The organism is Amycolatopsis sp. cg9, assembly GCF_041346945.1.
In the GTDB taxonomy this organism is placed as follows: Bacteria; Actinomycetota; Actinomycetes; order Mycobacteriales; family Pseudonocardiaceae; genus Amycolatopsis.
In genome coordinates, this window is the sequence record NZ_CP166850.1 from 7,906,001 (window position 1) to 7,928,070 (window position 22,070).

Below are 22,070 nucleotides of genomic sequence, written 5' to 3' on the forward strand. Positions count from 1 at the left end.
GCGGGCGGATCGCCCGGCGGGCCCGCGACATGCCGGGCCGGGTGACGCACCTCCCCTCCCCCGCCGAAGCTCGCTGAAGGGGACGTTGCTCGCATCAGATGCGAGGAAAGTCCCCTTCAGCGCGTCTCACGCGGGGAACGTCCCCTTCAGCTGCCGGGCGTGGCAGGCTGTGCGGGTGACCGGATCCCTTGCCCTGCTCGACTCCGCGAGCCTGTACTTCCGCTCGTTCTTCGCCCTGCCCGACTCGATGCGCGCCGCGGACGGGACGCAGGTCAACGCCGTGCGCGGGTTCGCCGACACGATCGCGCGGATCCTCACCGACCGGCGGCCCGCCCGGCTCGTGTGCTGCCTGGACGCGGACTGGCGGCCGAAGTTCCGCACCGACCTGCTCCCCAGTTACAAGGCCCACCGGGTCGCGGAGGAGACCGGGAGCGGCCCGGACGTCGAAGAGGTGCCCGACCCGCTCACCCCGCAGGTGCCGATCATCCTCGACCTCCTCGAGGCCTTCGGGTTCGCGACCGCGGAGGCGGCGGGCTACGAGGCCGACGACGTCATCGGCGCCCTGGCGACCCGGGAGAAGGACGTCCCGGTCGAGGTGATCACCGGGGACCGCGACCTGTTCCAGCTGGTGCGCACCGAGCCGTCACCCGCTTCGGTGATCTACGTCGGCAGGGGGTGGGCGAAGGCCGAGGTGCTGGGCCCGGCCGAGATCGCCGAGCGCTACAGCCTGCCGCGCGAGACCGCCGGGCCGGCGTACGCGGACATGTCGGTGATGCGCGGCGACCCCTCCGACGGGCTCCCCGGCGTCGCGGGGATCGGCGAGAAGACCGCCGCGAAGCTGATCACGCAGTTCGGCTCGCTGGACGCGCTGCTCGAGGCCTCGGCGGCCGGGGACTCCCGCGTCCCGCTCAAGACCCGGCTCCGGCTCTCCGACGCGGCCGACTACCTCGCCGTCGCACCCACCGTGGTGCGGGTCGCGGTCGACGCGCCGGTCGAGCAGTCCCGCCCCGACACCGTGCCCGCGGTACCCGCCGACCCCGACCGGGTCGCCGAGCTCGCCGAGCGGTGGAACCTGGGCAACTCCGTCGAACGGCTCCTCAAGGCCCTCCCCGGCGCCTAGAAGTGCGTGCCGCACCACGGTGCGGAGATCGTCGTGAACAGCTCGTCCGCGCGGGCCACCGCGGCCGGGTCCCCGGCCTCGACGCGGCCCGCGTGCACCAGCGCCGTGGCGCTCCACTCCCCCAGGTACAGCATGCCGAGGGTGTCGACGTCGAGGGTCAGGTCCGCGGCGGCGCCGGTCCGCCGCGCGCCGTCCGGGCCGACCTCGTAGTGCCCGGTGTTGGCGGGCAGCAGGCGGTCGGTCACCGCGAGCACCACCGGTGCCGCCGCCCGGTACGTCCGGGCCGCCAGCACCGCCGGGACGTCGACCGGCCGCAGCCACAGGTCGTCCTCGACGGCGAGGGTGGCGGCGTGCCGGTGGTCGGTCAGCATCGCCGACAGGGGCTCGTCCACCGGGCGGTGGCGCGCGTGCACCGCGGAAACCAGGTCGACCGACAGCAGGAACCGCCAGAGGCCGGCCAGCGCGGCCGGGCCGCCGGCGTGCAGGTCGCGGACGTTCAGCAACGCGCCTTCGTCCGGGGCGTCCGGTGACCGGCGGCTGAGGGTCTCATACACGACGAACCCGTCGTCCCCGTCAGGTCCACTGTGGACGGCCACGACGTGGTCGCCGTCCACGCCGGCGAGCCGGTCGTGCATGACGGGCCACCACTGCGGCGGGCGGCCGACCGTGCCCGGGCGGCGACCGATCCGGTGGTACAGCCCGGGAATCTCCTTCACGGCCTCGTCCGGCGTCAGCATCCGCACCTCGCCCGAGAGCGCGACGCCCTCGCGCAGCCGGGCCGCCGGCCGCGCCACCCGGATCGTCTTGCCCAGCGCGGCCGAGCCGTAGCCGAAGCGGCCGTAGATCGTGGGCTCGCTCGCGTGCAGGACCGCCAGCGGCAGCCCGCGCGCGGCGATGTCGGCCAGCTGGACGCGCATCAGCTCGGTCAGCACCCCGCGGCGCGTGCGATCCGCGCGGACCCCGACGCCGTCGACCGCGGCGGCCGGCAGCACCCCGCCGCCGGGCACCGCGAGATCGGTGTCGAAGGAGCTCGCGATCCCGATCGGGGTGTCGCCGTCGAACGCGCCGAACTTGTGCGCCGCCGGCCACGAAACCCCGAAGCGGGACCAAAGGTCGTCACTGACGCGGTTGCTGTGCAGGGAACGGCCGAGCAGGTCGAACGTGCTGCGGCGCTCGTCCTCGGTGACGGGGCGGACGTCGAAGGCGGTCATGCCGCCGATCTTGCCGCCCGGCGCGGGCCGCGGCACCCCGTTTTAGAAGTGGGAGCCGCTCCACGGCACCGACCGGGTGCCGAACAGCACGTCCGCCGCCGCGGCGGCGGACGGGTCCCGCACCTCGATCCGGCCCACGCCGGCCAGCGCCGACGCCCGCCAGGTGCCGAGGTAGAGCATCGCGAGCGTGGTGACGTCGAGCCGGAGCGCAGCGGGCCCGTCGGTGCGCCCGGCACCGTCCGGGCCGATCCGGTAGGTGCCGCTGTTGTCGGGCAGCAGCGGGTCCGTGACTTCGACGACGACCGGCTCGGCGGGCCCGTATTCCCGCGTGCCCAACGCCTTCGGGACGTCGACGAGCCGCACCCAGTGCTCGTCACCGATCCGGTTCTCGGTCAGCAGGCGGTGGTCTTCGAGGAGCAGCTCGATCGGCTCGTCGAGCGGGCGTTCCTCGGCGACGATCCGGTCCACCAGGTCCACGCCGAGCAGGAACCGCCACAACCCGGCGAACGCGGCCGGCGTCGCGGCGAACAGGTCCGGGACCTCCAAGTTCTTGGTCCACGGGTGCGCTTCCAGCCCCTCGACGAAGTACGTCGCGAAGCCGTCCGGCCCGTCGGGACCGTGGTGCACCACCGCTTTCATCGGCTGGCTGCGCCGCCGGCACTGGGCCTCGTAGAGCCGCCACACCACTTCCGGCCGGGACATCATCCCAGGCCGCCGCCCGATGCGGTCGTAGACGCCGGGGAGGACCTCCCAGGCCCGGTCGGCGTCGAGCAGTTCGATTTCGCCGCCAACGGGGGCGTCCGGCCGCAGCCGGGCCCGCGCCCGGTCGACGACGTAGGTGCGGTTCCGCGTCGCCAGGCCGTAGCCGAACCGGCCGTAGATGGACGCTTCGGAAGCCAGCAGGTTCGCGCACACCGCCCCGCGCGCCGAGAACTCCTCCAGCTGCGCCGCCATCAGCGCGCGCAGCACACCGCGGCGGGTCCGGTCCGCGCGGACACCGACGCCGGTGACGGCGGCCATCGGCACCCGCGCCCCGCCCGGCACGGTCAGCTCCGCGTCGAAGAACCGCGCCGTGCCGATGAGCTCCGGGTCGAACGCGCCGATCGCCCCGCCGGGCTGGTAGGTGCGCCCGGAGTGTTCCCATTCCGCGTCGGTGGCCGGGCGGAAGTGCACGGTGTCGCGGAACAGGTCGCTCGCGGCGCGGTGCTCGTCGGTGCGCAGCGTCCGGATCTCGAAATCGCTCATCCCCGGATCATCTCCGGAAACGGCGAAGTCCGGCCACCGGAATTCCCCGGCGACCGGACTCCTCGCGCGCTACTTGGTGGCGGGCGGGGAAACCTCGTAGTTCCCGCCGTCGCCCTTGACCGTGATCGGCACCTGCTGCGGCTTGCCCGCGATCGTGGCGGTGCACTCGAACTTCGCGCCGTCCTCGACCTTCTGCTCGGCCGGGCAGGTCACGCCGGTGACGCCGTCGATCTTGTACGTCTCGGTGAGCAGCTTCTGCACGTCGGTCTGCATCTGGGTGTTGTTGAAGACCTGCGTCTTGAAGAACCCGGGTGCGACGAACCCGAGCACCCCGACGACGGCGAGCACCACGACCAGCGCGACGACGCCGATCAGCAGGCCCTTCTTGGACTTCCCCGGCTGCTCCCCCTCCGGCGCACCGGCGCCGGGGTACTGCTGCTGTTGCTGGCCGTAGTCGTACTGGCCCGGCGGCTGCTGCCCGTACTGCGGCTGCGCCTGGGGCCCGCTCTGCGGGTACGCCCCGCCCGGCTGCTGCCCGTACTGCGGCTGGGCCTGCGGGCCGCTCTGCGGGTACCCGCCACCGGGCTGCTGCTGCCCGTACGGCGGCGGCTGCTGGCCCCACTGCGGCTGCTGAGGCTGCTGCGGCTGGCCGTACCCGCCCGGCTGCTGCCCCCACTGCTGGGGTTGCTGCGGCTGGCCGTACTGCTGCTGGTTCGGGTCGTAGGAAGGCGGCTGCTGGCCCCATTGGGGCTGCTCCTGCGGGCCGCTCGGCGGGTACGCGCCGCCCGGCTGCTGCCCGTACTGGGGCTGCTGTGGGTCGTTGCCGCCATACGGCGTGCTCATCGTCTGCCTCCGCCTGCTTCGCTCAACTGGCTCTCCACCCCGAAACCGCCGTAAAGCCGCGTACGCACGGTGTTCCCCGCGATCCAACCACAGGTCGGACCCGAGCACACGTGTCCACGCTCACCACCTGCGCCGCTTGGAGCAGGGCTAACACGGAGTTCACGCGGCACCCGCGGCCACGACACCACGGCGCAGGGCCTTCACCGCGTCCGCCGCCGCCGCACCCACCGGATCGGCCTTGCCGAGCACGTCCCGGATCTGGTCGAGCAGGTCGATCACCTGGCGCGACCAGCGCACGAAGTCACCCGCCGACAGCTCCTGGCCGTTCGCCTCGGCCGCGCTGAGCACCTTCTCCAGCGATTCCCCGCGCGCCCACCGATAAACCGGCCACGCGAACCCGGCGTCGGGCTCCCGCGTCCGGTCGAGCCGGTGCCGCCGCTCGTCCTCGGTCAGCTCCACCCACAGCCGCACGGTCTCCTGCCACGCCTCGGGCACCGCGCCCCCGGGCAGCCGCGGCTCGCCCGCGGTGTCCCGGCGCGCCTCGAACACCAGGGTCGACACGACCGCGGCGAGCTCGGCCGGGCCCAGGCCCTGCCACACACCGTGCCGGATGCACTCGGCCGCGAGCAGATCGGACTCGCTGTAGAGCCGGGTCAAGCGCCGGCCGTGCTCGGTGACGCGGTCCTCCCCGTCCCCGGCCGACTCCGGGCCCAGGTACCCGCGTTCCCCGAGCAGCGCCAGGATCCGGTCGAACGCCCGCGCCAGCGAGTGCGTCGTCGCGGCGACCTTCCGTTCCAGCTGCTGGGTTTCCGCGGTCAGGCGCTGGTACCGCTCGACCCAGCGCAGGTTCGCCTCGCGCTCGGCCAGCCCGTGGCCCGGGTGGGCGCGCAACGCCCGCCGCAGCGCCGCCAGCTCCCCGTCCTCGTTGGCCCCGGACCGCCGCTTCTGCCTGCCAGGCAACGAAATCCCGGCGTTGCGCAGCGTCGAAGCGATGTCGCGGCGGGTCTTCGGCGAACGCAGCTCGATGTGCCGCGGCAGCTTGATCCGCCCCAGCGCCTCGACCGGCGCCGGGAAGTCGGCCACCGACAGCGGCCCGGACCAGCGGTCCTCGGTCACCACGACCGGCCGCGGTTCGCGGATCGGGTCCAGCCCCGGGTCCACCACCACGGCCAGCCCGGCACGACGGCCCGCCGGCACCGCGATGACATCGCCCTTGCGCAGCTTCTCCAGCGACTCGGCCGTCCCCGCCCGCCGCACCGCGGTGTTCTGCCGGGACAACGCCTTCTCCCGCGCCGAGATCTTCGCCCGCAGCTCGACGTACTCGAGCATCTCGTCGAAGTCGCCGGTGATGGCGGCCGCGTACCCCTTGAGCGCTTCCTTGTTCCGCTCGATCCGCCGCGCGGTGCCGACCACCGACCGGTCGGCCTGGAACTGGGCGAACGACTGCTCCAGCAGCTCCCGCGCCTCGGCCGCGCCGACCTGCGCGACCAGGTTCACGGCCATGTTGTACCCGGGCCGGAACGACGACCGCAGCGGGTAGGTCCGGGTCGACGCGAGCCCGGCGACCTGCTTGGGGTCGACCCCGGGCTGCCACGCGACGACGGCGTGGCCCTCCACGTCGATCCCGCGCCGCCCGGCCCGGCCGGTGAGCTGCGTGTACTCCCCCGGCGTCAGGTCGACGTGCGCTTCGCCGTTGTACTTCACCAGGCGCTCGAGGACGACCGTGCGGGCCGGCATGTTGATCCCCAGCGCGAGGGTCTCGGTCGCGAACACGACCTTCACCAGACCCCGGACGAACAGCTCCTCGACGGTCTCCTTGAACGCCGGCAGCAGCCCCGCGTGGTGGCCGGCGATGCCGCGCTCGAGGGCTTCCCGCCACTCCCAGTAGCCGAGCACGCCCAGATCGCCCTCGGGCAGCTCCGACGTCCGCGCGTCGATCACCCGGCGGATCTCCTCGACCTCGCCGGGGCCGTTCAGCCGCAGCCCGGACCGCACGCACTGCGCCACCGCGGCGTCGCACCCCGCACGGGAGAAGATGAACACGATCGCCGGCAGCAGCCCGGCCCGGTCCAGCTGCTCGACGACGTCGACCCGCGACGGCGGCCGGAACCGCGGCATCCGCGGCGGCGCGCCCCGCCGCCCGCGCGGGCCGCGGAACCCGGCGGGCGCGTACTGCCTGCCGATCTCCTCCGTGCGGCGCAGCAGGGTCGGGTTGATCCGCAGCTCGGCGCCGGGCAGGTGGGTGTCCTCGCCCGCGAACAGGTCCAGCAGCCGGTTGCCGACCAGCATGTGCTGCCACAGCGGGACCGGCCGGTGCTCGTCGACCACGACGGTGGTGTCCCCGCGCACCTCGACCAGCCATTCGCCGAACTCCTCGGCGTTGCTGACGGTGGCCGACAGCCCGACCACGCGGACGTGCTCGGGCAGGTGCAGGATCACCTCTTCCCAGACCGCGCCGCGGAAGCGGTCGGCGAGGTAGTGGACCTCGTCCATGACGACGTAGCCGAGGTCGGTGATCGTCGAGGAGCCGGCGTAGAGCATGTTGCGCAGCACCTCGGTGGTCATCACGACGACCTGGGCGTTGCCGTTGAGCGAGGTGTCCCCGGTGAGCAGGCCGACGGCGTCGGCGCCGTAGCGGGCGACCAGGTCGGCGTACTTCTGGTTCGACAACGCCTTGATCGGCGTGGTGTAGAAGCACTTGCGGCCCTCGGCCAGCGCCAGGTGCACGGCGAATTCGCCGACGACGGTCTTGCCCGCCCCGGTGGGCGCGCAGACGAGCACGCCGTGGCCGCCCTCGAGGGCTTGGCACCCCCGGATCTGGAACTCGTCGAACTCGAAGGACGCCTCCGCGGCGAAGCGCGTCAGCTGGGGGTACTTCCCGCGGCGCGAGGAGGCCGCATAGGCCTCGGCCGGGGACGGAGAAGGGCTACTGGCCACCTCGTCAGGGTTTCACATCCCCCCGCCGTTCCGCACGCCGCGTGACCGACGGCGTGGCGCGCCCCGCGGTATAGGGCGTTATACACACAGATCGGCTACGGGAACCGGATCACGGGCGGGTGCGTCGGAGCGGCGGAAGGAGGTCCCGATGACCGAACCGTGCCCGAGCTGCGGGCAGCTGGACCAGGTGCAGCACGTGCCGGCGGTCTACCACGGCGGCCACTCCTTCTACCGGGGCCAGGGCCCGATGGTGGCCGTGCCCGCCGGTGACGGCGTCGTCTACACGAGCAGCCAGGTCAGCGGGGTCTCGGTCACCGCGGTCGCCCGCTCCCTAGACCCCTTTCCCCCACCCCGCCGCAGCGGCGGCCTGATGGCGGCGATGATCGTGCTCGCGCTGGTCGGGAGCTGCTTCCTGCTGCTGCCGTTCTCGGCCGCCGACGACCCGCCGCCCGGCGGCGAGGGCGCGAAAGCGCTGGGCTACGCGGTGCTCACGCTGCCGGCGTTCGGGGTGTACCTCGCCGTCGGCGTGCTGGTCTGGCTCTACGCCCGCCGCGTGCGGGCGCACCGGAAGCAGCGGAAGGGCGTTCCGGCGGCCCGGCAGGTCTGGGAGCAGGGCTGGTTCTGCCACCGCTGCGGCGGGGTCTACTTCGCCGACGCGGGCCGCCTGCTGACCCCGGACCACTTCCGCCAGCTGGTGGCGCGCGCGGGCGGCTACGACCGTTAAGCCAGCACCGTCAGCGCGCCCGGGACGCAGCTGACCGTCACCGGGACCGTGCCCTGCGGCTCGCCGTCGGCGTAGGCGGGCCAGTTGTTGCCGGTCAGCGCGACCGAGCGGGCGCGCAGGGTGCGGACCGCCGGGTGGGTGACGTGCTTGCCGGTGCGCAGGCCCGGGAGCATCCGCATCAGGCCGCGGCGGGTGGCGTGGCCGATGATCGTGACGTCGAAGACGCCGTCTTCGGGGTCGGCCGTCGGGCAGATCGGGACGCCGCCGCCGTAGAAGCGGGTGTTGCCGATCGCGACCAGGGTCGCGTCGAGCTCGATCCGGCCGGTGCCGGTGTCGACGACCACCGGCCGGGACCGGAAGGACGCCAGTTCGGCCAGGATCGCCAGGTCGTAGCGGCGGGGCCCGGACGGCCAGCGCATCCGGTTGGCGCGTTCGTTGACGCTCGCGTCGAAGCCGGCGCACAGCACGGTCGCGAACCACGTGTCGCCGATCCGGCCGAGGTCGATCCGCCGCCGCGCCCCCGACTTCAGGGCCGCCACCAGCGCGTCGACCGCGGCCAGGGGCTCGGCCGGGACGCCGAGGGCGCGGGCGAAGTCGTTGCCGGTGCCCGCCGGGACCAGGCCGAGCGCCACGTCGTGGTTGGCGCAGAACTGGACGCCCTGGTGGGCGGCGCCGTCACCGCCGAGCACGACCAGGACGTCGAGCCCGGCGCTGTGGGAGGTCCGCATCAGCTCGCGGGACTCCTCGACGGAGTTCGCGACCAGCACGTCGAGCCGGTCGACGGCGGCGCGCAGCCGCTCCGCGACCGTGTCCGCGATCCGGGCGGCGGCGCCGTGCCCCGAGGCCGGGTGCACGGCGAGCGCGGCGTGGATCCCCACTACGTGACGTCGTCGGTGCTCGACCGGCCGCCGGAGGCGGTCGGGGTGGACGGCTCGTCGTCGATGGTGCTCGGCGTGTAGTCGAACGGCGCCGCCTCGTCGTCGGCGAGCTTGTCCCAGCCTTCGTCGCCGCGGGCCTTTTCGAGCTTGCGGTCGTGGAAGCGCGCCATCTGGACGGCGATCTCGAACAGCACGGTCAGCGCGCCGGCGAGGCCGAGCATGGAGAACGGGTCGGAACCGGGGGTGGCGAACGCGGCGAAGACGAACAGCGCGAACACGATGCCGCGCCGCCACTTCTTCAGCTGCACGTACTTGACCACGCCGACGCGGTTCAGCATCACCACGAGCAGCGGCAGCTCGAAGCTGATCCCGAAGATGATCAGCAGCGACAGCAGGAACGAGATGTACTTGTCCGCGGTGAGCGCGGTGACGAACGCGTCCTGCCCGAAGCCCATGAGCAGCTGCAGGGCGTGCGGGAAGAGGATGTAGGCGAGCACGGCGCCCGCGGCGAACAGCACCGACGCGAAGCCGACGAACGTCAGCGCGTACTTGCGCTCCTTGCTGTACAGACCGGGCGCGATGAACGCCCAGAGCTGGTACAGCCAAGCCGGCGAGAGGAGCACGGCACCGGCCGCGATGCCGACCTTCAGCTGTGTCATGAAGGCTTCGAACGGCACGGTCTGCAGCAGCCGGCACCCTTCGGCGCTGTCGAGCCGCCGGTTCGGCGGGATGGCGCAGTACGGGTCCTTCACCAGGTCGCCGAGCGACGGGATCGGACCGATCTTGGTGCCGAACCAGATGAACCCGAGGATCCCGCCTATCACGACCGCGAGCATCGCGAAGCCGAGGCGGCGGCGGAACTCGTAGATGTGCTCGATGAGCGTCATCGTCCCGTCGGGGTTGCTGCGACGGCTGCGCTTGCGCCGCTTGGACCGACGGCTGTCACCGTTTCCGGAGGCGGATTCCGCCACGGGTTGTTCCTGTCTCGTCGGAGTCCGCCGGAGCGCGCCGCTCAGGGCGCGCTCCGTGGACCGGGGACCGGGTGTGGCCTAGCCGCTCAGCTGGCGTTCTTCTGCGGCTGGTCGGCGGCCTGCTGCTTCTTCAGCTCGTCGAGCTGCCGCTGCAGGTCGGCGACCTGCTGGTCGGTCGAAGCGGGTGCGGCGGGCTTGGCCGGGATCTGCTTCGTCTCGGCGGGCTCGGCGTCTTCGGTCGCCGCGGCCTTGTCGCCGGTGAGGTCCTTGGTCTCGGCCTTGAAGATCTTCATGGACTTGCCGATGGACCGGGCCGCGTCGGGAAGCCTCTTGGCCCCGAACAGCAGCACGACGACGAGCACCAGGATGATCAAATGCCACGGCTGCAATCCGTTCAGCATGGTGGCCTCCTATCTGCGTCTGGTAGGGATGTTACTGGTTTTCGGGCTTCCGGCGGCGCTCCGCGAACGCGACGCGCAGCGCGGCCGACCGGGCGCGGATCAACCCCGCCCGGTCCTGGGTGTTCTCCGCCACCATGCTTGCGGTCCGCCGGAAGGCACGCAAGACCTTGGCGGTCCGCACCAGCAGGACGACGAGCAGCAGCAGGCCGATCGCGGCGAGCACGACGGTGGGCAGGTACGGCACGCGCACCAGCCTAGTGGTGACAGGTTGACGGAAGGTGACGGGCTCGGGCCACCGCGTCGGCGGCGCGGCGTCCGACATCGGACGCGAGGTCGGCCGGGCTCTCCACCAGCGCTTCCCCGCCCAGACCGAGCACCAGGCGGACCATCCAGGACTGGTCGGCGTAGCGCATCCGGATCCGCAGGCGGCCGCCCGCGAGCTCGTCGAGCTCCTCGCACGGGTAGTACTCGGCTACCCAGCGTGCGTCGGGGTCGAGGACCAGCACCGCCTCCCGCTGATCGGGACGCTCGCGGAAGACACCGTCGGAGATGTCGGTCGGGTGCGCGTGCGCGGGCGGCCGCGAGGGCTCGCCGAGGACCGTCAGCTCGTCGATCCGGTCGAGCCGGAACAGCCGGACGCCCTCGGCGCGGCGGCACCAGGCCTCGAGGTAGCCGACCGCCTGGACGATCAGCAGCCGCATCGGGTCGACCGTGCGCTCGGTGATCTGGTCCTTCGACGCGGTGTAGTAGCGGATCCGCAGCGCCCGCCCGTCCTGCAGGGCGCCGGCCACCGCCTCGCGGGTCCGCGCGGTCTTCTCGCCCTCGCGCACTCCCCCGCCGACGACCACGCCGGCGGGCTGGGCCTGCCCGGCCGCGGCTTCGATCTTGGCGATGGACCGGCGGACGGCGTCGCCGTCGACCACGCCCGGCGTCTCGGCCAGCGCCCGCAGCGCCACCAGCAGCGCGGTCGCCTCGCCGCCGGTGAGCCGCAGCGGGCGGTTCATGCCGGCGTCGTGGGTGACGACGATCGTGTTGCCCTCGAAGGACAGGTCGATCAGGTCGCCGGGGCCGTAGCCGGGCAGCCCGCACATCCACAGCAGCTCGAGGTCCTTGCGCAGCTGCTTCGGCGTGACGTCGAAGTCGTGCGCCGCCTCGTCGATGCGGATGCCGGGACGCGCCAGCAGGTACGGCACGAGCGCCAGCAGTCTCGGCATCCGGTCGGTGGACCCGCTCACCGCACGCTCACCTGCCGGGCGACGACGGCTTCGAGGCGGTCCTGGACCGACTTCGCCAGCACGTCCGGCTCCAGCACCACGACGTCGGGACCCTGCGCGCTGATCCAGTCGGCCGCCGACTCCGGGTAGAGCAGGCCGATCTCCACGAGATCGCCCTCTTCCCCGTCGACGGTCGCGCGCCCGACCACGGCGCCGCGGCGGCGGACCCCGGCGGCGCGGCCGTCGGCGACCCAGACCCGGGCGGTGGTGACCGGCGACGGTTCGCCGCCGCCGGTGGCCGTGACGAGCTTGAGCAGGTTGACGCCCTCGGGACGGCGCACCTCGCCCGGCTTCCCGACGGTGCGGACCTGGCCGGTGACGCGGGAGAGCCGGAAGCAGCGGGTGGCACCGCGGTCGCGGTCGTGCCCGACGACGTACCAGCGGGCGCGCCACGACACCACGCCCCACGGCTCGAGCGTCCGCATGATGCGCTCGGGCGAGCCGCTGCGGCGGTACTCGAAGCGCACGGCCTGCCCGCTCTGGACCGCGGCCAGCAGCGGCCCGAACGCCGGTTCGGCGCGCACGCGCGGCTCGACGACGGTGGGCGCCTGGTCGTCGACCTCCAGGCCGGCGGCGCGCAGCTTCACGAGCGCGCCCTGCGCCTGCCCGGTCAGCTCCGGCGAGTCCCACAGCCGCGAGGCGAGCGCGACCGCGGCGGCTTCGTCGGGGGCGAGGTCGATCTCGCCGAGTTCGTAGTCGCGGCGGGCGATGCGGTAGCCCTCGATGGCGTCGAACGCGGAGTTGCGGCCGGTCTCCAGCGGGATGCCGAGTTCGCGGAGCTCGGTCTTGTCCCGCTCGAACATCCGGAAGTAGGCCTCGTCGCTGGCCGCGTCGCAGTACCCGGGCACGATGCCGCGGATCCGCTCGGCAGTGAGGTACTGCCGGGTGGACAGGAGGGCCAGCACCAGATTGACCAGCCGTTCGGCGCGTGCGGTGGACACCCGGTAGAGCCTAGCCCGCGCCGCCCGGCCCGATCGTGAGGTCCGGGGTACGCGCGTCGTAATCGGTCCGCGCGGCGTCGACGGCGTCGAAGTTCGCCTCCGCCCAGTCCTTGAACCCGGCCACCAGCGCCCGCAGCGATTCCCCCAGCGGCGTAAGGGAATAGTCGACGCGGACGGGCACCGAAGGCGTGACTTCCCGGTGCACGAGACCGTCGCGTTCGAGCACCCGCAGGGTCTGGGTGAGCATCTTCTGGCTGACCCCGGCGATGCGCCGCGAAAGGTCGCTGTAGCGCTGCGGCCCGTCACCGAGCGCGACCAGGATCAGGCTGACCCACTTGCCGGCGATCTCGTCCAGCAGCTTCCGGGTCGGGCAGGCGGCGAGGTAGGCGTCGTAGGCGGCCTTTTCGGCGTGCCGCCGCTGTTCCGCCGTGCGCGTGGGCACCGGGCGAACCTCCGGGTACGTGGGGAACCTGCGAGTGCGTACTTCCTGATGGAGAGTAGCTCCCCATACGGTCGCCGGGAAGGAGTTCGGACGCGAAGGAGGACGAAGATGCGTGCGGTGGTGGTCCGGCGGTTCGGTGGACCGGAGGTCCTGGAGTTCGCCGAGGTGCCGGTCCCGGCGCCCGGCCCGGGACAGGTGCGGATCCGGGTGGCCGCGGCCGCGGTCAACCCGGTCGACGCGGCCACCCGTTCGGGGGCGCTGACCGGGGCGGGGGTGATCCCGGCGCGCGAGGTGCTCGGGCTCGGCTGGGACGTCGCGGGGGAGGTCGACGCCGCCGGCACGGGTGCCCGGTTCCGGCCCGGTGACACCGTGATCGGCCTGCGCGACCGGATCGCCCTCCCGCTCGGCGCCTACGCCGACTACGTCGTTCTCGACGCCTCCGCCGTGGCTCTCGCGCCCGCCGGCGTCCCCCTCGTCGAAGCGGCCACGCTCCCGCTCAACGCGCTGACCGCCGCGCAGGCACTCGACCTCGTCGAGACCACCGGGACAGTGCTGGTCACGGGGGCGGCGGGCGCGGTCGGCGGGTACGCCGTCGCCCTCGCGCACGCCCGGGGGCTGCAGGTCGTCGCCGTCGCGGGCCAAGCCGACGAGGCCCTCGTCAGGCAGTTCGGCGCCGACGGGTTCCTCCCGCGTGGTCCCGCCCTCGCCGACCGCGTCCGCGCGCTGGTCCCCGGCGGGGCGGACGCCGTCCTCGACACCGCGCTCCTCGGGCTGGACGCGCTGGACGCCGTCCGGGGCGGTGGCGAGTTCGTCGCCTTCGCCGCCGGTGCCGCCCCGATCCCGCTGCGCGGCGTCCGCGTGCGCAACGTCTGGATCCGCGCGGACGGCGAGCGGCTCGCCGAGCTGGCCGGGATCCTCCCGCCGCGGGTCGCGGGCGTGCTCCCGCTGGCCGAGGCCTCGACCGCGCACGAACGGCTGGCCGGGGGCGGGTTGCGTGGCAGGCTCGTCCTGACTCCCTAGCCTGGACCGCATGGATGATCGCGTACTCCTCATCACCGGTGCCTCGCGCGGGCTCGGCGCCGCGACCGCGCGGCTGGCCGCCGGAGCCGGGTTCAAGGTCGCGCTGGTGGCGCGCAAGGCCGAGTCCGTCGCGGGTCTCGCCGCCGAGCTCGGCGAAGACCGGGCGCTCGCCCTCGGTGCCGACGTCGGCGACTGGCCGAGCGTCTCCGGCGCCGTCAACGAGACCGTCGCGCGGTTCGGGCGGCTCGACGCGGCCTTCGCCAACGCCGGCATCGGCGTCGGGACGTCGTTCTTCGGCACCGACGACCCCGACCCGCGGGCGTGGGCGGAAATGGTCCGCACCAACGTCCTGGGCGCCGCCTACACCGCCCGTGCCGCCCTGCCCGCGCTCAAGGAGACCGCCGGGCACCTGCTGATCACCGGCTCGGTCGCGGGCCGCTACATCCGCAACAGCAGCCTCTACTCGGCGACGAAGTGGGCGGTGACCGGCATGGCCGGCGCGATCCGCGAGGAGGCCGTCGGGACCGGCGTCCGGGTCACGCTGATCAACCCGGGCATCACCGACACCGACATCCTCACCGACGAGCAGCGCAAGAAGCCGAAGCTGGCGGCGGACGACATCGCCCGCGCGGTGCTCTACGCCCTCCAGCAGCCGCCCTCGGTCGACGTCAACGAGATCATGGTCCGCCCGACCGGCCAAGTGCTCTAGCGGAGCCGGGCCACCCGGCCCTGGGCGCCGCTCGCCCAGCAGGCGGCGCCGGCGCAGGCCACGGAGTCGAAGCTGCCGGTGTCGAACCGGGTCCAGTGCCGCCCGCCGTCGGGGCTGACGTCGCTGCCGCCGGGGCCGACCGCGAGCACCGTCCCGCCGCGCCAGGCCAGCCCGGAGCGGTACCCCGCGGGGTACTGCCCCGGGGTGGTCCAGGTGCGGCCGCGGTCACCGGTCAGGGCGACCGCCGGGCCCGGCGCGTCCGGGGCGGCGAAGTCGCCGCCGATCGCGACCCCCTGGGACGGCAAGCGGAAGGCGAGGGCGAACACGCCCGCCGAGGGGCTGCTCGGCAACGGCGTGCCGGAAGCGGTCCAGTGGCGGCCGCCGTCGCCGGAGTGCAGGACGCGGGCGGTGGCGCCGCCGCCGGTGGCGAGCCAGGCGTCGAACGGCCCCGACGTGGTGACGCACTGGCCGCTGGCCGCGAAGCCCGCCTCACCGGGCAACGCGGGCGGGAAGCCGCTGTCGGGAACCGGCCGCCAGCTGCGGCCGCCGTCGAAGGTGGCCTGGACCCGGAACCGGCCGTCGACCGGGTCGCTCATCGCCAGGCCGCGCCACGGGTCGAAGAACGCGAGGCAGTCGTAGAAGGCGGCCGCGTCGGTGTTCTGGAACGTCCGGCGCCAGTGCGCGCCGCCGTCGTCGGTCCGGTAGACGCGCGAGTCGGTGCCGGGGCCGATGGAGAGGATCACGGCGCGCTCGGCGTCGAAGGCCTCGATGTCGCGGAACTGGAGCGCCTCGGTGCCGGGCGGCCCGACGGACTTCCAGGAGGCCCCGCCGTCGGTGGTCCGCAGGACGGTCCCCTGGGTCCCGCTGACCCACGCGACGCGGGCGCTGACCGCGGAGAGGCCGCGGAACTGCGCGGTGACGCCGGTCGGCTTCAGCTCCCACGTGGGCGGGTGCTCCCCCGCCGACGCCGGGACCGCGACCGAAACCAGCAGGGCGAGCACGAGCAGCACGACACGCATGCGGGAGATCCTGCCGCACCCGCCCGGCGACTTTCGTAGGGAACGCCGGGCGGGTGGGCGGGACTAGAGCGAGCTGATCAGGCGCTCCACGCGCTCGTCGACCGAGCGGAACGGGTCCTTGCACAGGACCGTGCGCTGGGCCTGGTCGTTCAGCTTCAGGTGCACCCAGTCGACCGTGAAGTCGCGGCCCGCGGCCTGGGCGGCGGCGATGAAGTCGCCGCGCAGCTTCGCGCGGGTCGTCTGGGGCGGGGTGTCCTTGGCGGCCTCGATCTCGCCGTCGTCGGTGACCCGGCGGACCAGGCCCTTGCGCTGCAGCAGGTCGAAGATGCCCCGGCCACGGCGGATGTCGTGGTAGGCCAGGTCGAGCTGCGCGATCCGCGGGCTGGACAGGTCCAGATCGTGCTTGTGCCGGTAGCGCTCGACCAGCCGGTGCTTGATCGCCCAGTCGATCTCGGTGTCGATCTTGCCGAAGTCCTGCTGCTCGACCGCGTCCAGCGCCCGGCCCCACAGCTCGACGACGCGCTCGTTGGCCGGCGTCGAGCCGTTGTCCTTGAGGTGCTGGACCGCGCGGGCGTGGTACTCGCGCTGGATGTCCAGCGCCGAGGCCTCGCGCCCGCCGGCCAGGCGGACCTGGCGGCGGCCGGTGAGGTCGTGGCTGATCTCGCGGATCGCCCGGATCGGGTTGTCCAGGGTGAAGTCCCGGAACTGGACACCGGCCTCGATCATCTCGAGCACCAGGTTCGCCGAGCCCACCTTGAGCATGGTCGTCGGCTCGGCCATGTTCGAGTCGCCCACGATGACGTGCAGGCGCCGGTAGCGCTCGGCGTCGGCGTGCGGCTCGTCGCGGGTGTTGATGATCGGCCGCGAGCGGGTCGTCGCGCTCGAGACGCCCTCCCAGATGTGTTCCGCACGCTGGGAGAGGCAGTAGACCGCCCCGCGCGGCGTCTGGAGCACCTTCCCGGCGCCGCAGATGAGCTGACGCGTCACCAGGAACGGCAGGAGCACGTCCGCGATCCGGGAGAACTCACCCGCGCGCGTGACCAGGTAGTTCTCGTGGCAGCCGTAGGAGTTGCCCGCGGAGTCGGTGTTGTTCTTGAACAGGAAGATGTCGCCGCCGATGCCCTCGTCGGCGAGCCGCCGTTCGGCGTCGACCAGCAGGTCCTCGAGGATCCGCTCCCCGGCCTTGTCGTGCGTGACCAGCTGGACCAGGTCGTCGCACTCGGCCGTCGCGTACTCGGGGTGCGAGCCGACGTCCAGGTAGAGCCGGGAGCCGTTCGACAGGAAGACGTTCGATGAGCGTCCCCACGACACGACCCGCCGGAAGAGGTAGCGCGCCACCTCGTCGGGCGAGAGCCTGCGCTGTCCGTGGAAGGTGCACGTGACCCCGAACTCGGTCTCGATGCCAAAGATCCGCCGCTGCATTCCACCAGAGTAGGCGCTGGACCCCCTTCGACGGTGCGCCGTTCGGGCGTCGACACGCCCCCGGTATGCCACAGACGGTGAAAACTCCCCGATTCAGGCACGATTGGAGCACTGCTCTTGACGTACCGCGGAAGGCGACTCCTTGACACACCAGCTCATCCAGGCCTTCCGGCGGGTCGGGCGCACCGACCGCGCCCTCATGCGGCGCAGCGCCGCCCTGCCGGCCACGAAAGCCGACGACGCGCTGATGGCGCTGTCCAGATCGGCGAACAAGTCGCGCCTGTGGTGGGGGGTCGCGGCGCTGCTCGCCGCGCGCCAGGGTCCCACCCGGCGGGCCGCGCTGCGCGGGGTCGTGGCGATCGCCGGGGCCAGCGCCGCGGCGAACCTCCTCGGGAAACCGCTGTTCCCGCGCCGCCGCCCGGCCGAGGAGGCCGTGCCGATGCACCGCCGCCTGCGGAAACGGCCCACCTCGTCGTCGTTCCCGTCCGGGCACTCCGCGTCCGCGGCCGCCTTCGCGACGGCGGTGGCGCTGGAGTCACCGCGAGCCGGGCTCGCCGTGGCCCCGCTGGCGCTGGCCGTCGCCTACTCGCGGGTGCACACCGGCGTGCACTGGCCCTCCGACGTCGGCGTCGGCCTGGCCATCGGCACCGGCGTGGGCCTGGCCACCCGGCACTGGTGGCCGCTGCACGACGACGTCCCCGCCCGCACGGCTCACGACGCCGACGCGCCCGAGATGGTCGACGGCGACGACATGCTCGTGCTGGTCAACCCGAAGTCCGGGATCGACGGCCAGGACCCGACCGAGGACGCCCGGCACGCCTGGCCGAAGGCCGAGATCCTCTACCCGGACCCCGAGCAGGACCTGATCGCCCAGCTCGAAAGCGAGATCGACGCTCGGGGCACGGTCCGGGCACTCGGTGTCGCGGGCGGGGACGGCACCGTCGCCGCGGTCGCCGCGGTCGCCGCCGAGCGCGACCTGCCGCTCGCCCTGATCCCGGCGGGCACGCTCAACCACTTCGCCCGCGACGTCGGCGTCAGCTCCATGCCCGACGCGGACGCGGCGACCGAGATCGGCAACGCCGTCGGCATCGACCTCGGCGAGGTCCGGATCGACGGGAACGACGCGTCCGCGCACCGCTGGTTCGTCAACACCGCCAGCCTCGGCGGCTACCCGGAGATGGTGCGGCTGCGCGAGAAGCTGCAGGAGAAGCACCCCAAGTGGCCGTCCGCGGCGATCGCGCTGGCCAGGACGCTGCGGCACGCCAAGCCGCTGACCGTCCGGCTCAACGGCAAGCTCACCCAGGTGTGGCTGCTGTTCGTCGGCAACGGCACGTACGCGCCGAAGGGGTTCGCGCCCAGCCGCCGGCCCGCGCTCGACACCGGGCTGCTGGACATCCGCTACCTGCGCGCCGACCTGCCCTACTCGCGCGCCCGGTTCCTGGCGGCGATGCTCACCCGCACCCTGGCCGCCAGCCATGTCTACCAGGAGCTCGACCTGCCCGAGCTGGACGTCGAGCTGCTCGACGGCCACCGCCGCGTCGCCACCGACGGCGAGGTCGGCCCGCTCGGCAACCGGTTCCGCTTCCGGTCCCGCCCCAGCGCGCTCACCATCTACCGCCTTTAGCCGCGCTTTACCTTCTCTCAACGAACCCACAGGGACCACTGGCTAGCTTCGCGATCGAGATGCGGGTGATCATGCCCGCGGCCAGGGGACGAGCGGGGATGAGATGGACGGGCACGGGGTGGCGCGCGCCTTCCACGGGGTCGCCGCCGATCCGGTGCTGCCGGGCGACGTCACCGCCCGCGCCCGCGACCTGGGCCCGCTCGAGTCCCCGCTCATCTGGCTCGCGCTCGCCTCGGCCGCCGTCGCCGTCCTCGCCGTGGTCGTCGCGCTCTGGTACCGCCGCCGGGTCCGGCGCTGGGGGTTCACCGCCTTCGGGGTGCTCCTGCTGCTCGCCGCGGTCACCGCGCTGAACAGCTACGTCGGGTACGTCCGCACCACCGACGACCTCGCGCGCCTGCTCCAGAAGGGCCCCGGCCCGGCCAACCTGGCCGGGCGCCTGCTCGACGACGGCAAGGACGCCCCGTCCGCGCCCCGGCCCAGCGCCCCGGCCACCGCCGGCGGCCAGCGCGTCGACGTGCTGAGCGTGCCCGACCCGGCGCACGGCGTCCCGTCGGGCAGCAACTACGTCGTCCTGCCGCCGGGCTACGACCAGGACACCGCCCGCCGCTACCCGGTCGTCTACCTCATCCACGGCTACCCGTTCGGCGGCCCCCGCGACTGGCTGACCTCCGGCGACGCGCCCGGCACGCTCCTGGCGCTGCAGCAGGCCGGCGTGATCGCCCCGATGATCGTGGTCAGCGTCGACCTGACCGCCGGCAACCCCAGCACCGACTGGGAGTGCCTCGACGTCCCCGGCGGCCCCAAGCTGGAGACGTACCTGACGGCGACCGTGGTCCCGGCCGTCGACCACCGCTACCGCACCCTCGCCGACCGCGGTCACCGGGCACTGGGCGGCATGTCCGGCGGCGGCTTCGGCGCGCTGAACATCGGGCTGCACCACGTCGACGAGTTCTCGGCACTGGTGATCGCCCTGCCCTACGACGACCTCAACGACTCGGTCGGCATCCTCGGCGGCGACCAGGCCGCCATCGCCGCCAACACGCCGCGCCGGTACCTGCCGACGATGAAGTTCACGGCGCCGATCTCGGTGATGCTGGCGGTGGGCACGGGCGCGCCGACCGACGTGACGACCGCCCACCGGATCGCGGACGCCCTGCGTGCCCGCGGCCAGGAGGCGGTGGTGCACGCCGAGCGGGGGTTCAACCACACGTGGCACACCGCGAGGGCGACGCTGCCGTACCTGCTGGCGTTCGCCGACCAGAACTTCCGGGCCTCGCCGGCGACTTCCTGACGGGGTGCGGGCCCCGCCTCACCCGGCACGGGTCCCCCGGCGGATCGCCGGCCCCGCCTGGCCGGGCCGGCTCCGCGCCCGGCCGGGTCACCGAGCGGGAACCGCGCCTGCCTCCACGCCGCCGCTGAACGCGCGAACGGGGCGCGGCCACCGGCCACGCCCCGTTCCGCTCGGGACTTCACTCGCCTTCCGGCTTCGCCTCCGGCTCTTCGCCCGCCGGGTCCGGGACCGGCAGGAGCGCGTCCAGGGCCGTTCCCGTCAGGCGGCGGAACGCGCGGCGCGGGCGGTCGCGGTCCAGGACCGCCACCTCCAGCTTGATCGGGTCGGCCTCGCCGTTGCCGTTCGCCGCGGCCGCCGTCGACGACGAAGCGGACGAAGACGACGAGGACGACGTCGTCGTGGCGGGCTGGCTCGGGGTTCGCAGCGCGGCCACCGCCACGCTCAGCGCGCCCTGCAGGTCCAGGCCGTCTTCGAAGGTTTCCTTCAGCTTCGTCGCGATCTTCTCGTTCTGACCGCCCATGACCACGTACTGCGGCTCGTCGAAGATCGACCCGTCGTAGGTCAGCCGGTAGAGCTGGTCCTCCGCCGAGCTCGCCCCGACCTCCGCGACGCAGACCTCGACCTCGAACGGCTTCAGCTGCTCGGTGAAGATGCTGCCCAGCGTCGCCGCGTAGGCGTTCGCCAGTGCCCGCGCGCTCACGTCGCGCCGGTCGTACTGGTAGCCCTTGAGGTCGGCGTGACGGATGCCCGCCACGCGCAGGTTCTCGAACTCGCTGTAGCGCCCGACCGCCGCGAAGCCGATGCGGTCGTAGATCTCCGACACCTTGTGCAGCGTCGCCGACGGGTTCTCCGCCACGAACAGCACGCCGCCCGCGTACTTCAGCACCACCACGCTCCGGCCGCGCGCGATGCCCTTGCGCGCCAGCTCGGAACGCTCCCGCATCAGCTGCTCGGGAGAGGCATACAACGGCATCGTCACGGTGTGTGCTCCAGGTCTTCCGGTGTTCCTACGTTCACTGGTCCGGCTCCGGCTCAGGCCAGCCGACGCTGCTGGCGCTCGATCCGGCCCTGCACGACCGCCTCGGCGACGGCCGCGGTCTCCGACTCCGGCAGCTGCACGGCGCCGTGCTCCGCGGTGATCGTCACGACGCTCGGGAAGATCCGCCGCACGAGGTCCGGCCCGCCCGACGCGGTGTCGTCGTCCGCCGCGTCGTAGAGCGCCTCGACCGCCACCCGCACCGCGCCTTCGGCGTCGGCGTCCGGGTCGTGCAGCTTCTTCAACGCCGATTTCGCGAACAGCGAACCCGAGCCGATGCCCGCGTAGCCGCCGTTCTCCTCGTAGCGGCCGCCCGCGGCGTCGTACGAGACGATCCGGCCCGCGTGCTTGGCGTCCTCGGCTTCCAGGTCGTACCCGACGAACAGCGGGATGGCCGCCAGCCCGGCCATCGCCATCTCGAGGTTCGCCTTGACCATGCCGGCCAGCTTGTTCGTCTTGCCGTCCAGCGACAGCGAAACGCCCTCGATCTTCTCGTAGTGCGCCAGCTCGACCGCGTACAGCCGCACCATCTCCACGGCCAGCCCCGCCGTGCCCGCGATGCCGACCGCCGAATACTCGTCGGTGACGTGCACCTTCTCGATGTCGCGGCTCGCGATCAGGTTCCCGGACGTCGCCCGCCGGTCACCCGCGATCAGCACACCGCCCGCGAACGTGCAGGCCACGATCGTCGTCCCGTGCGGCACGCCCAGTTCGGCCACGCCGCCCGTCACCCGCCGCTCCGGAAGCAGCTCCGGCGCCTGTACCCGCAAGAAGTCCGAAAACGACGAAGTCGCCGACGAGAAGTACGCGGCAGGCAGCGCGGGACCCGAGATGCCCCTGGTGTTGTCCATACGTGCTCAAAAGTCCCATCTGTGCGGGCCGGAGCCCCGCGCGCGCCAACGGCCACGCGGAACCCCGGCCGCCGGCTGAACGGTCGGCAAGGGCGCAGTGCCCCGGTGCGG

At 73.3% G+C, this 22,070-nt stretch carries 21 protein-coding genes; 6 read left to right on the plus strand and 15 right to left on the minus strand.

Features of this window, described 5'->3' with window-relative positions; genetic code table 11:
- Nucleotides 1-175: 175 nt before the first annotated feature.
- A complete protein-coding gene (locus AB5J73_RS36685) occupies nt 176-1,120 on the plus strand; it encodes a 5'-3' exonuclease H3TH domain-containing protein (RefSeq protein ID WP_370963405.1) in 945 nt (314 codons plus the stop codon).
- On the opposite strand, the gene AB5J73_RS36690 is transcribed toward AB5J73_RS36685, so the two are convergent.
- The 4 genes from AB5J73_RS36690 to AB5J73_RS36705 form a co-directional block, all read right to left on the minus strand.
- Nucleotides 1,117-2,331: a GNAT family N-acetyltransferase gene (locus AB5J73_RS36690; protein WP_370963406.1), complete on the minus strand. Its 1,215-nt coding sequence runs from the start codon at nt 2,329-2,331 to the stop codon at nt 1,117-1,119. The genes AB5J73_RS36685 and AB5J73_RS36690 overlap by 4 nt on opposite strands.
- 42 nt (nt 2,332-2,373) lie before the next feature.
- A complete protein-coding gene (locus tag AB5J73_RS36695) occupies nt 2,374-3,576 on the minus strand; it encodes a GNAT family N-acetyltransferase (RefSeq protein WP_370963407.1) in 1,203 nt (400 codons plus the stop codon).
- Between the two features lie 69 nt (nt 3,577-3,645).
- Nucleotides 3,646-4,419, minus strand: coding sequence for a DUF4333 domain-containing protein (locus tag AB5J73_RS36700; RefSeq protein ID WP_370963408.1), 774 nt, complete (start codon nt 4,417-4,419; stop codon nt 3,646-3,648).
- A 159-nt stretch (nt 4,420-4,578) separates the two neighbouring features.
- Nucleotides 4,579-7,356: a DEAD/DEAH box helicase gene (locus AB5J73_RS36705; protein ID WP_370963409.1), complete on the minus strand. Its 2,778-nt coding sequence runs from the start codon at nt 7,354-7,356 to the stop codon at nt 4,579-4,581.
- Nucleotides 7,357-7,504: 148 nt separating this feature from the next.
- Between AB5J73_RS36705 and AB5J73_RS36710 the strand changes: the two genes are divergently transcribed.
- A complete protein-coding gene (locus AB5J73_RS36710) occupies nt 7,505-8,080 on the plus strand; it encodes a hypothetical protein (protein WP_370963410.1) in 576 nt (191 codons plus the stop codon).
- On the opposite strand, the gene AB5J73_RS36715 is transcribed toward AB5J73_RS36710, so the two are convergent.
- From AB5J73_RS36715 to AB5J73_RS36745, 7 genes are all read right to left on the minus strand, one after another.
- A complete protein-coding gene (locus tag AB5J73_RS36715; RefSeq protein ID WP_370963411.1) occupies nt 8,077-8,958 on the minus strand; it encodes a diacylglycerol kinase family protein in 882 nt (293 codons plus the stop codon). The genes AB5J73_RS36710 and AB5J73_RS36715 overlap by 4 nt on opposite strands.
- The gene (gene tatC, locus AB5J73_RS36720) at nt 8,958-9,929 is read right to left on the minus strand and encodes a twin-arginine translocase subunit TatC (RefSeq protein ID WP_370963412.1); all 972 of its coding nucleotides are present in this window, start codon (nt 9,927-9,929) and stop codon (nt 8,958-8,960) included. Before tatC ends, AB5J73_RS36715 begins: the two co-directional genes overlap by 1 nt.
- An 86-nt stretch (nt 9,930-10,015) precedes the next feature.
- The gene (gene tatA / locus AB5J73_RS36725; RefSeq protein ID WP_160700787.1) at nt 10,016-10,330 is read right to left on the minus strand and encodes a Sec-independent protein translocase subunit TatA; all 315 of its coding nucleotides are present in this window, start codon (nt 10,328-10,330) and stop codon (nt 10,016-10,018) included.
- 31 nt (nt 10,331-10,361) lie between these two features.
- Complete coding sequence (locus AB5J73_RS36730) at nt 10,362-10,574, minus strand: bacteriophage holin (RefSeq protein ID WP_370963413.1); 213 nt, start codon at nt 10,572-10,574, stop codon at nt 10,362-10,364.
- Nucleotides 10,575-10,584: 10 nt separating this feature from the next.
- On the minus strand, nt 10,585-11,565 hold the full coding sequence (locus AB5J73_RS36735) for a helix-turn-helix transcriptional regulator (RefSeq protein WP_370963414.1): 981 nt from the start codon (nt 11,563-11,565) through the stop codon (nt 10,585-10,587).
- Nucleotides 11,562-12,545, minus strand: a complete 984-nt coding sequence (locus tag AB5J73_RS36740) for a helix-turn-helix transcriptional regulator (RefSeq protein WP_370963415.1) — start codon at nt 12,543-12,545, stop codon at nt 11,562-11,564. Before AB5J73_RS36740 ends, AB5J73_RS36735 begins: the two co-directional genes overlap by 4 nt.
- Nucleotides 12,546-12,555: 10 nt before the next feature.
- On the minus strand, nt 12,556-12,987 hold the full coding sequence (locus tag AB5J73_RS36745; protein WP_247023272.1) for a helix-turn-helix domain-containing protein: 432 nt from the start codon (nt 12,985-12,987) through the stop codon (nt 12,556-12,558).
- A gap of 108 nt (nt 12,988-13,095) precedes the next feature.
- Between AB5J73_RS36745 and AB5J73_RS36750 the strand changes: the two genes are divergently transcribed.
- Both AB5J73_RS36750 and AB5J73_RS36755 read left to right on the plus strand, forming a co-directional pair.
- A complete protein-coding gene (locus AB5J73_RS36750; protein WP_370963416.1) occupies nt 13,096-14,007 on the plus strand; it encodes an NADP-dependent oxidoreductase in 912 nt (303 codons plus the stop codon).
- Nucleotides 14,008-14,017: 10 nt separating this feature from the next.
- Nucleotides 14,018-14,716 (plus strand): SDR family oxidoreductase, encoded by a 699-nt coding sequence (locus tag AB5J73_RS36755; protein ID WP_370963417.1) that lies wholly within the window; start codon nt 14,018-14,020, stop codon nt 14,714-14,716.
- Here the strand turns inward: AB5J73_RS36755 and AB5J73_RS36760 are convergent.
- Both AB5J73_RS36760 and pafA read right to left on the minus strand, forming a co-directional pair.
- A complete protein-coding gene (locus AB5J73_RS36760) occupies nt 14,713-15,735 on the minus strand; it encodes a WD40/YVTN/BNR-like repeat-containing protein (protein ID WP_370963418.1) in 1,023 nt (340 codons plus the stop codon). The two genes, AB5J73_RS36755 and AB5J73_RS36760, sit on opposite strands and share 4 nt — an antisense overlap.
- 63 nt (nt 15,736-15,798) lie before the next feature.
- Nucleotides 15,799-17,157: a Pup--protein ligase gene (gene pafA, locus AB5J73_RS36765; protein WP_125316382.1), complete on the minus strand. Its 1,359-nt coding sequence runs from the start codon at nt 17,155-17,157 to the stop codon at nt 15,799-15,801.
- A 199-nt stretch (nt 17,158-17,356) separates the two neighbouring features.
- Between pafA and AB5J73_RS36770 the strand changes: the two genes are divergently transcribed.
- The gene (locus tag AB5J73_RS36770) at nt 17,357-18,781 is read left to right on the plus strand and encodes a bifunctional phosphatase PAP2/diacylglycerol kinase family protein (protein WP_370973441.1); all 1,425 of its coding nucleotides are present in this window, start codon (nt 17,357-17,359) and stop codon (nt 18,779-18,781) included.
- Between the two features lie 103 nt (nt 18,782-18,884).
- Nucleotides 18,885-20,072 (plus strand): alpha/beta hydrolase, encoded by a 1,188-nt coding sequence (locus AB5J73_RS36775; protein ID WP_370963419.1) that lies wholly within the window; start codon nt 18,885-18,887, stop codon nt 20,070-20,072.
- Nucleotides 20,073-20,250: 178 nt separating this feature from the next.
- On the opposite strand, the gene prcA is transcribed toward AB5J73_RS36775, so the two are convergent.
- Entirely contained in the window at nt 20,251-21,051 is an 801-nt protein-coding gene (prcA, locus tag AB5J73_RS36780) for a proteasome subunit alpha (protein ID WP_370963420.1), read from the minus strand.
- A 53-nt stretch (nt 21,052-21,104) separates the two neighbouring features.
- A complete protein-coding gene (gene prcB / locus AB5J73_RS36785; protein ID WP_370963421.1) occupies nt 21,105-21,959 on the minus strand; it encodes a proteasome subunit beta in 855 nt (284 codons plus the stop codon).
- Nucleotides 21,960-22,070: the final 111 nt, after the last annotated feature.

Excerpts from the sequence above, each read along its gene's own strand:
- AB5J73_RS36690 (WP_370963406.1), bottom strand. The coding sequence starts at position 2,331 with ATGACCGCCTTCGACGTCCGCCCCGTCACCGAGGACGAGCGCCGCAGC.
- AB5J73_RS36695 (WP_370963407.1), bottom strand. The coding sequence starts at position 3,576 with ATGAGCGATTTCGAGATCCGGACGCTGCGCACCGACGAGCACCGCGCC.
- AB5J73_RS36700 (WP_370963408.1), bottom strand. The coding sequence starts at position 4,419 with ATGAGCACGCCGTATGGCGGCAACGACCCACAGCAGCCCCAGTACGGG.
- AB5J73_RS36710 (WP_370963410.1), top strand. The coding sequence starts at position 7,505 with ATGACCGAACCGTGCCCGAGCTGCGGGCAGCTGGACCAGGTGCAGCAC.
- tatA (WP_160700787.1), bottom strand. The coding sequence starts at position 10,330 with ATGCTGAACGGATTGCAGCCGTGGCATTTGATCATCCTGGTGCTCGTC.
- AB5J73_RS36750 (WP_370963416.1), top strand. The coding sequence starts at position 13,096 with ATGCGTGCGGTGGTGGTCCGGCGGTTCGGTGGACCGGAGGTCCTGGAG.
- AB5J73_RS36755 (WP_370963417.1), top strand. The coding sequence starts at position 14,018 with ATGGATGATCGCGTACTCCTCATCACCGGTGCCTCGCGCGGGCTCGGC.
- AB5J73_RS36760 (WP_370963418.1), bottom strand. The coding sequence starts at position 15,735 with ATGCGTGTCGTGCTGCTCGTGCTCGCCCTGCTGGTTTCGGTCGCGGTC.
- pafA (WP_125316382.1), bottom strand. The coding sequence starts at position 17,157 with ATGCAGCGGCGGATCTTTGGCATCGAGACCGAGTTCGGGGTCACGTGC.
- AB5J73_RS36770 (WP_370973441.1), top strand. The coding sequence starts at position 17,357 with ATGCGGCGCAGCGCCGCCCTGCCGGCCACGAAAGCCGACGACGCGCTG.
- AB5J73_RS36775 (WP_370963419.1), top strand. The coding sequence starts at position 18,885 with ATGGACGGGCACGGGGTGGCGCGCGCCTTCCACGGGGTCGCCGCCGAT.
- prcB (WP_370963421.1), bottom strand. The coding sequence starts at position 21,959 with ATGGACAACACCAGGGGCATCTCGGGTCCCGCGCTGCCTGCCGCGTAC.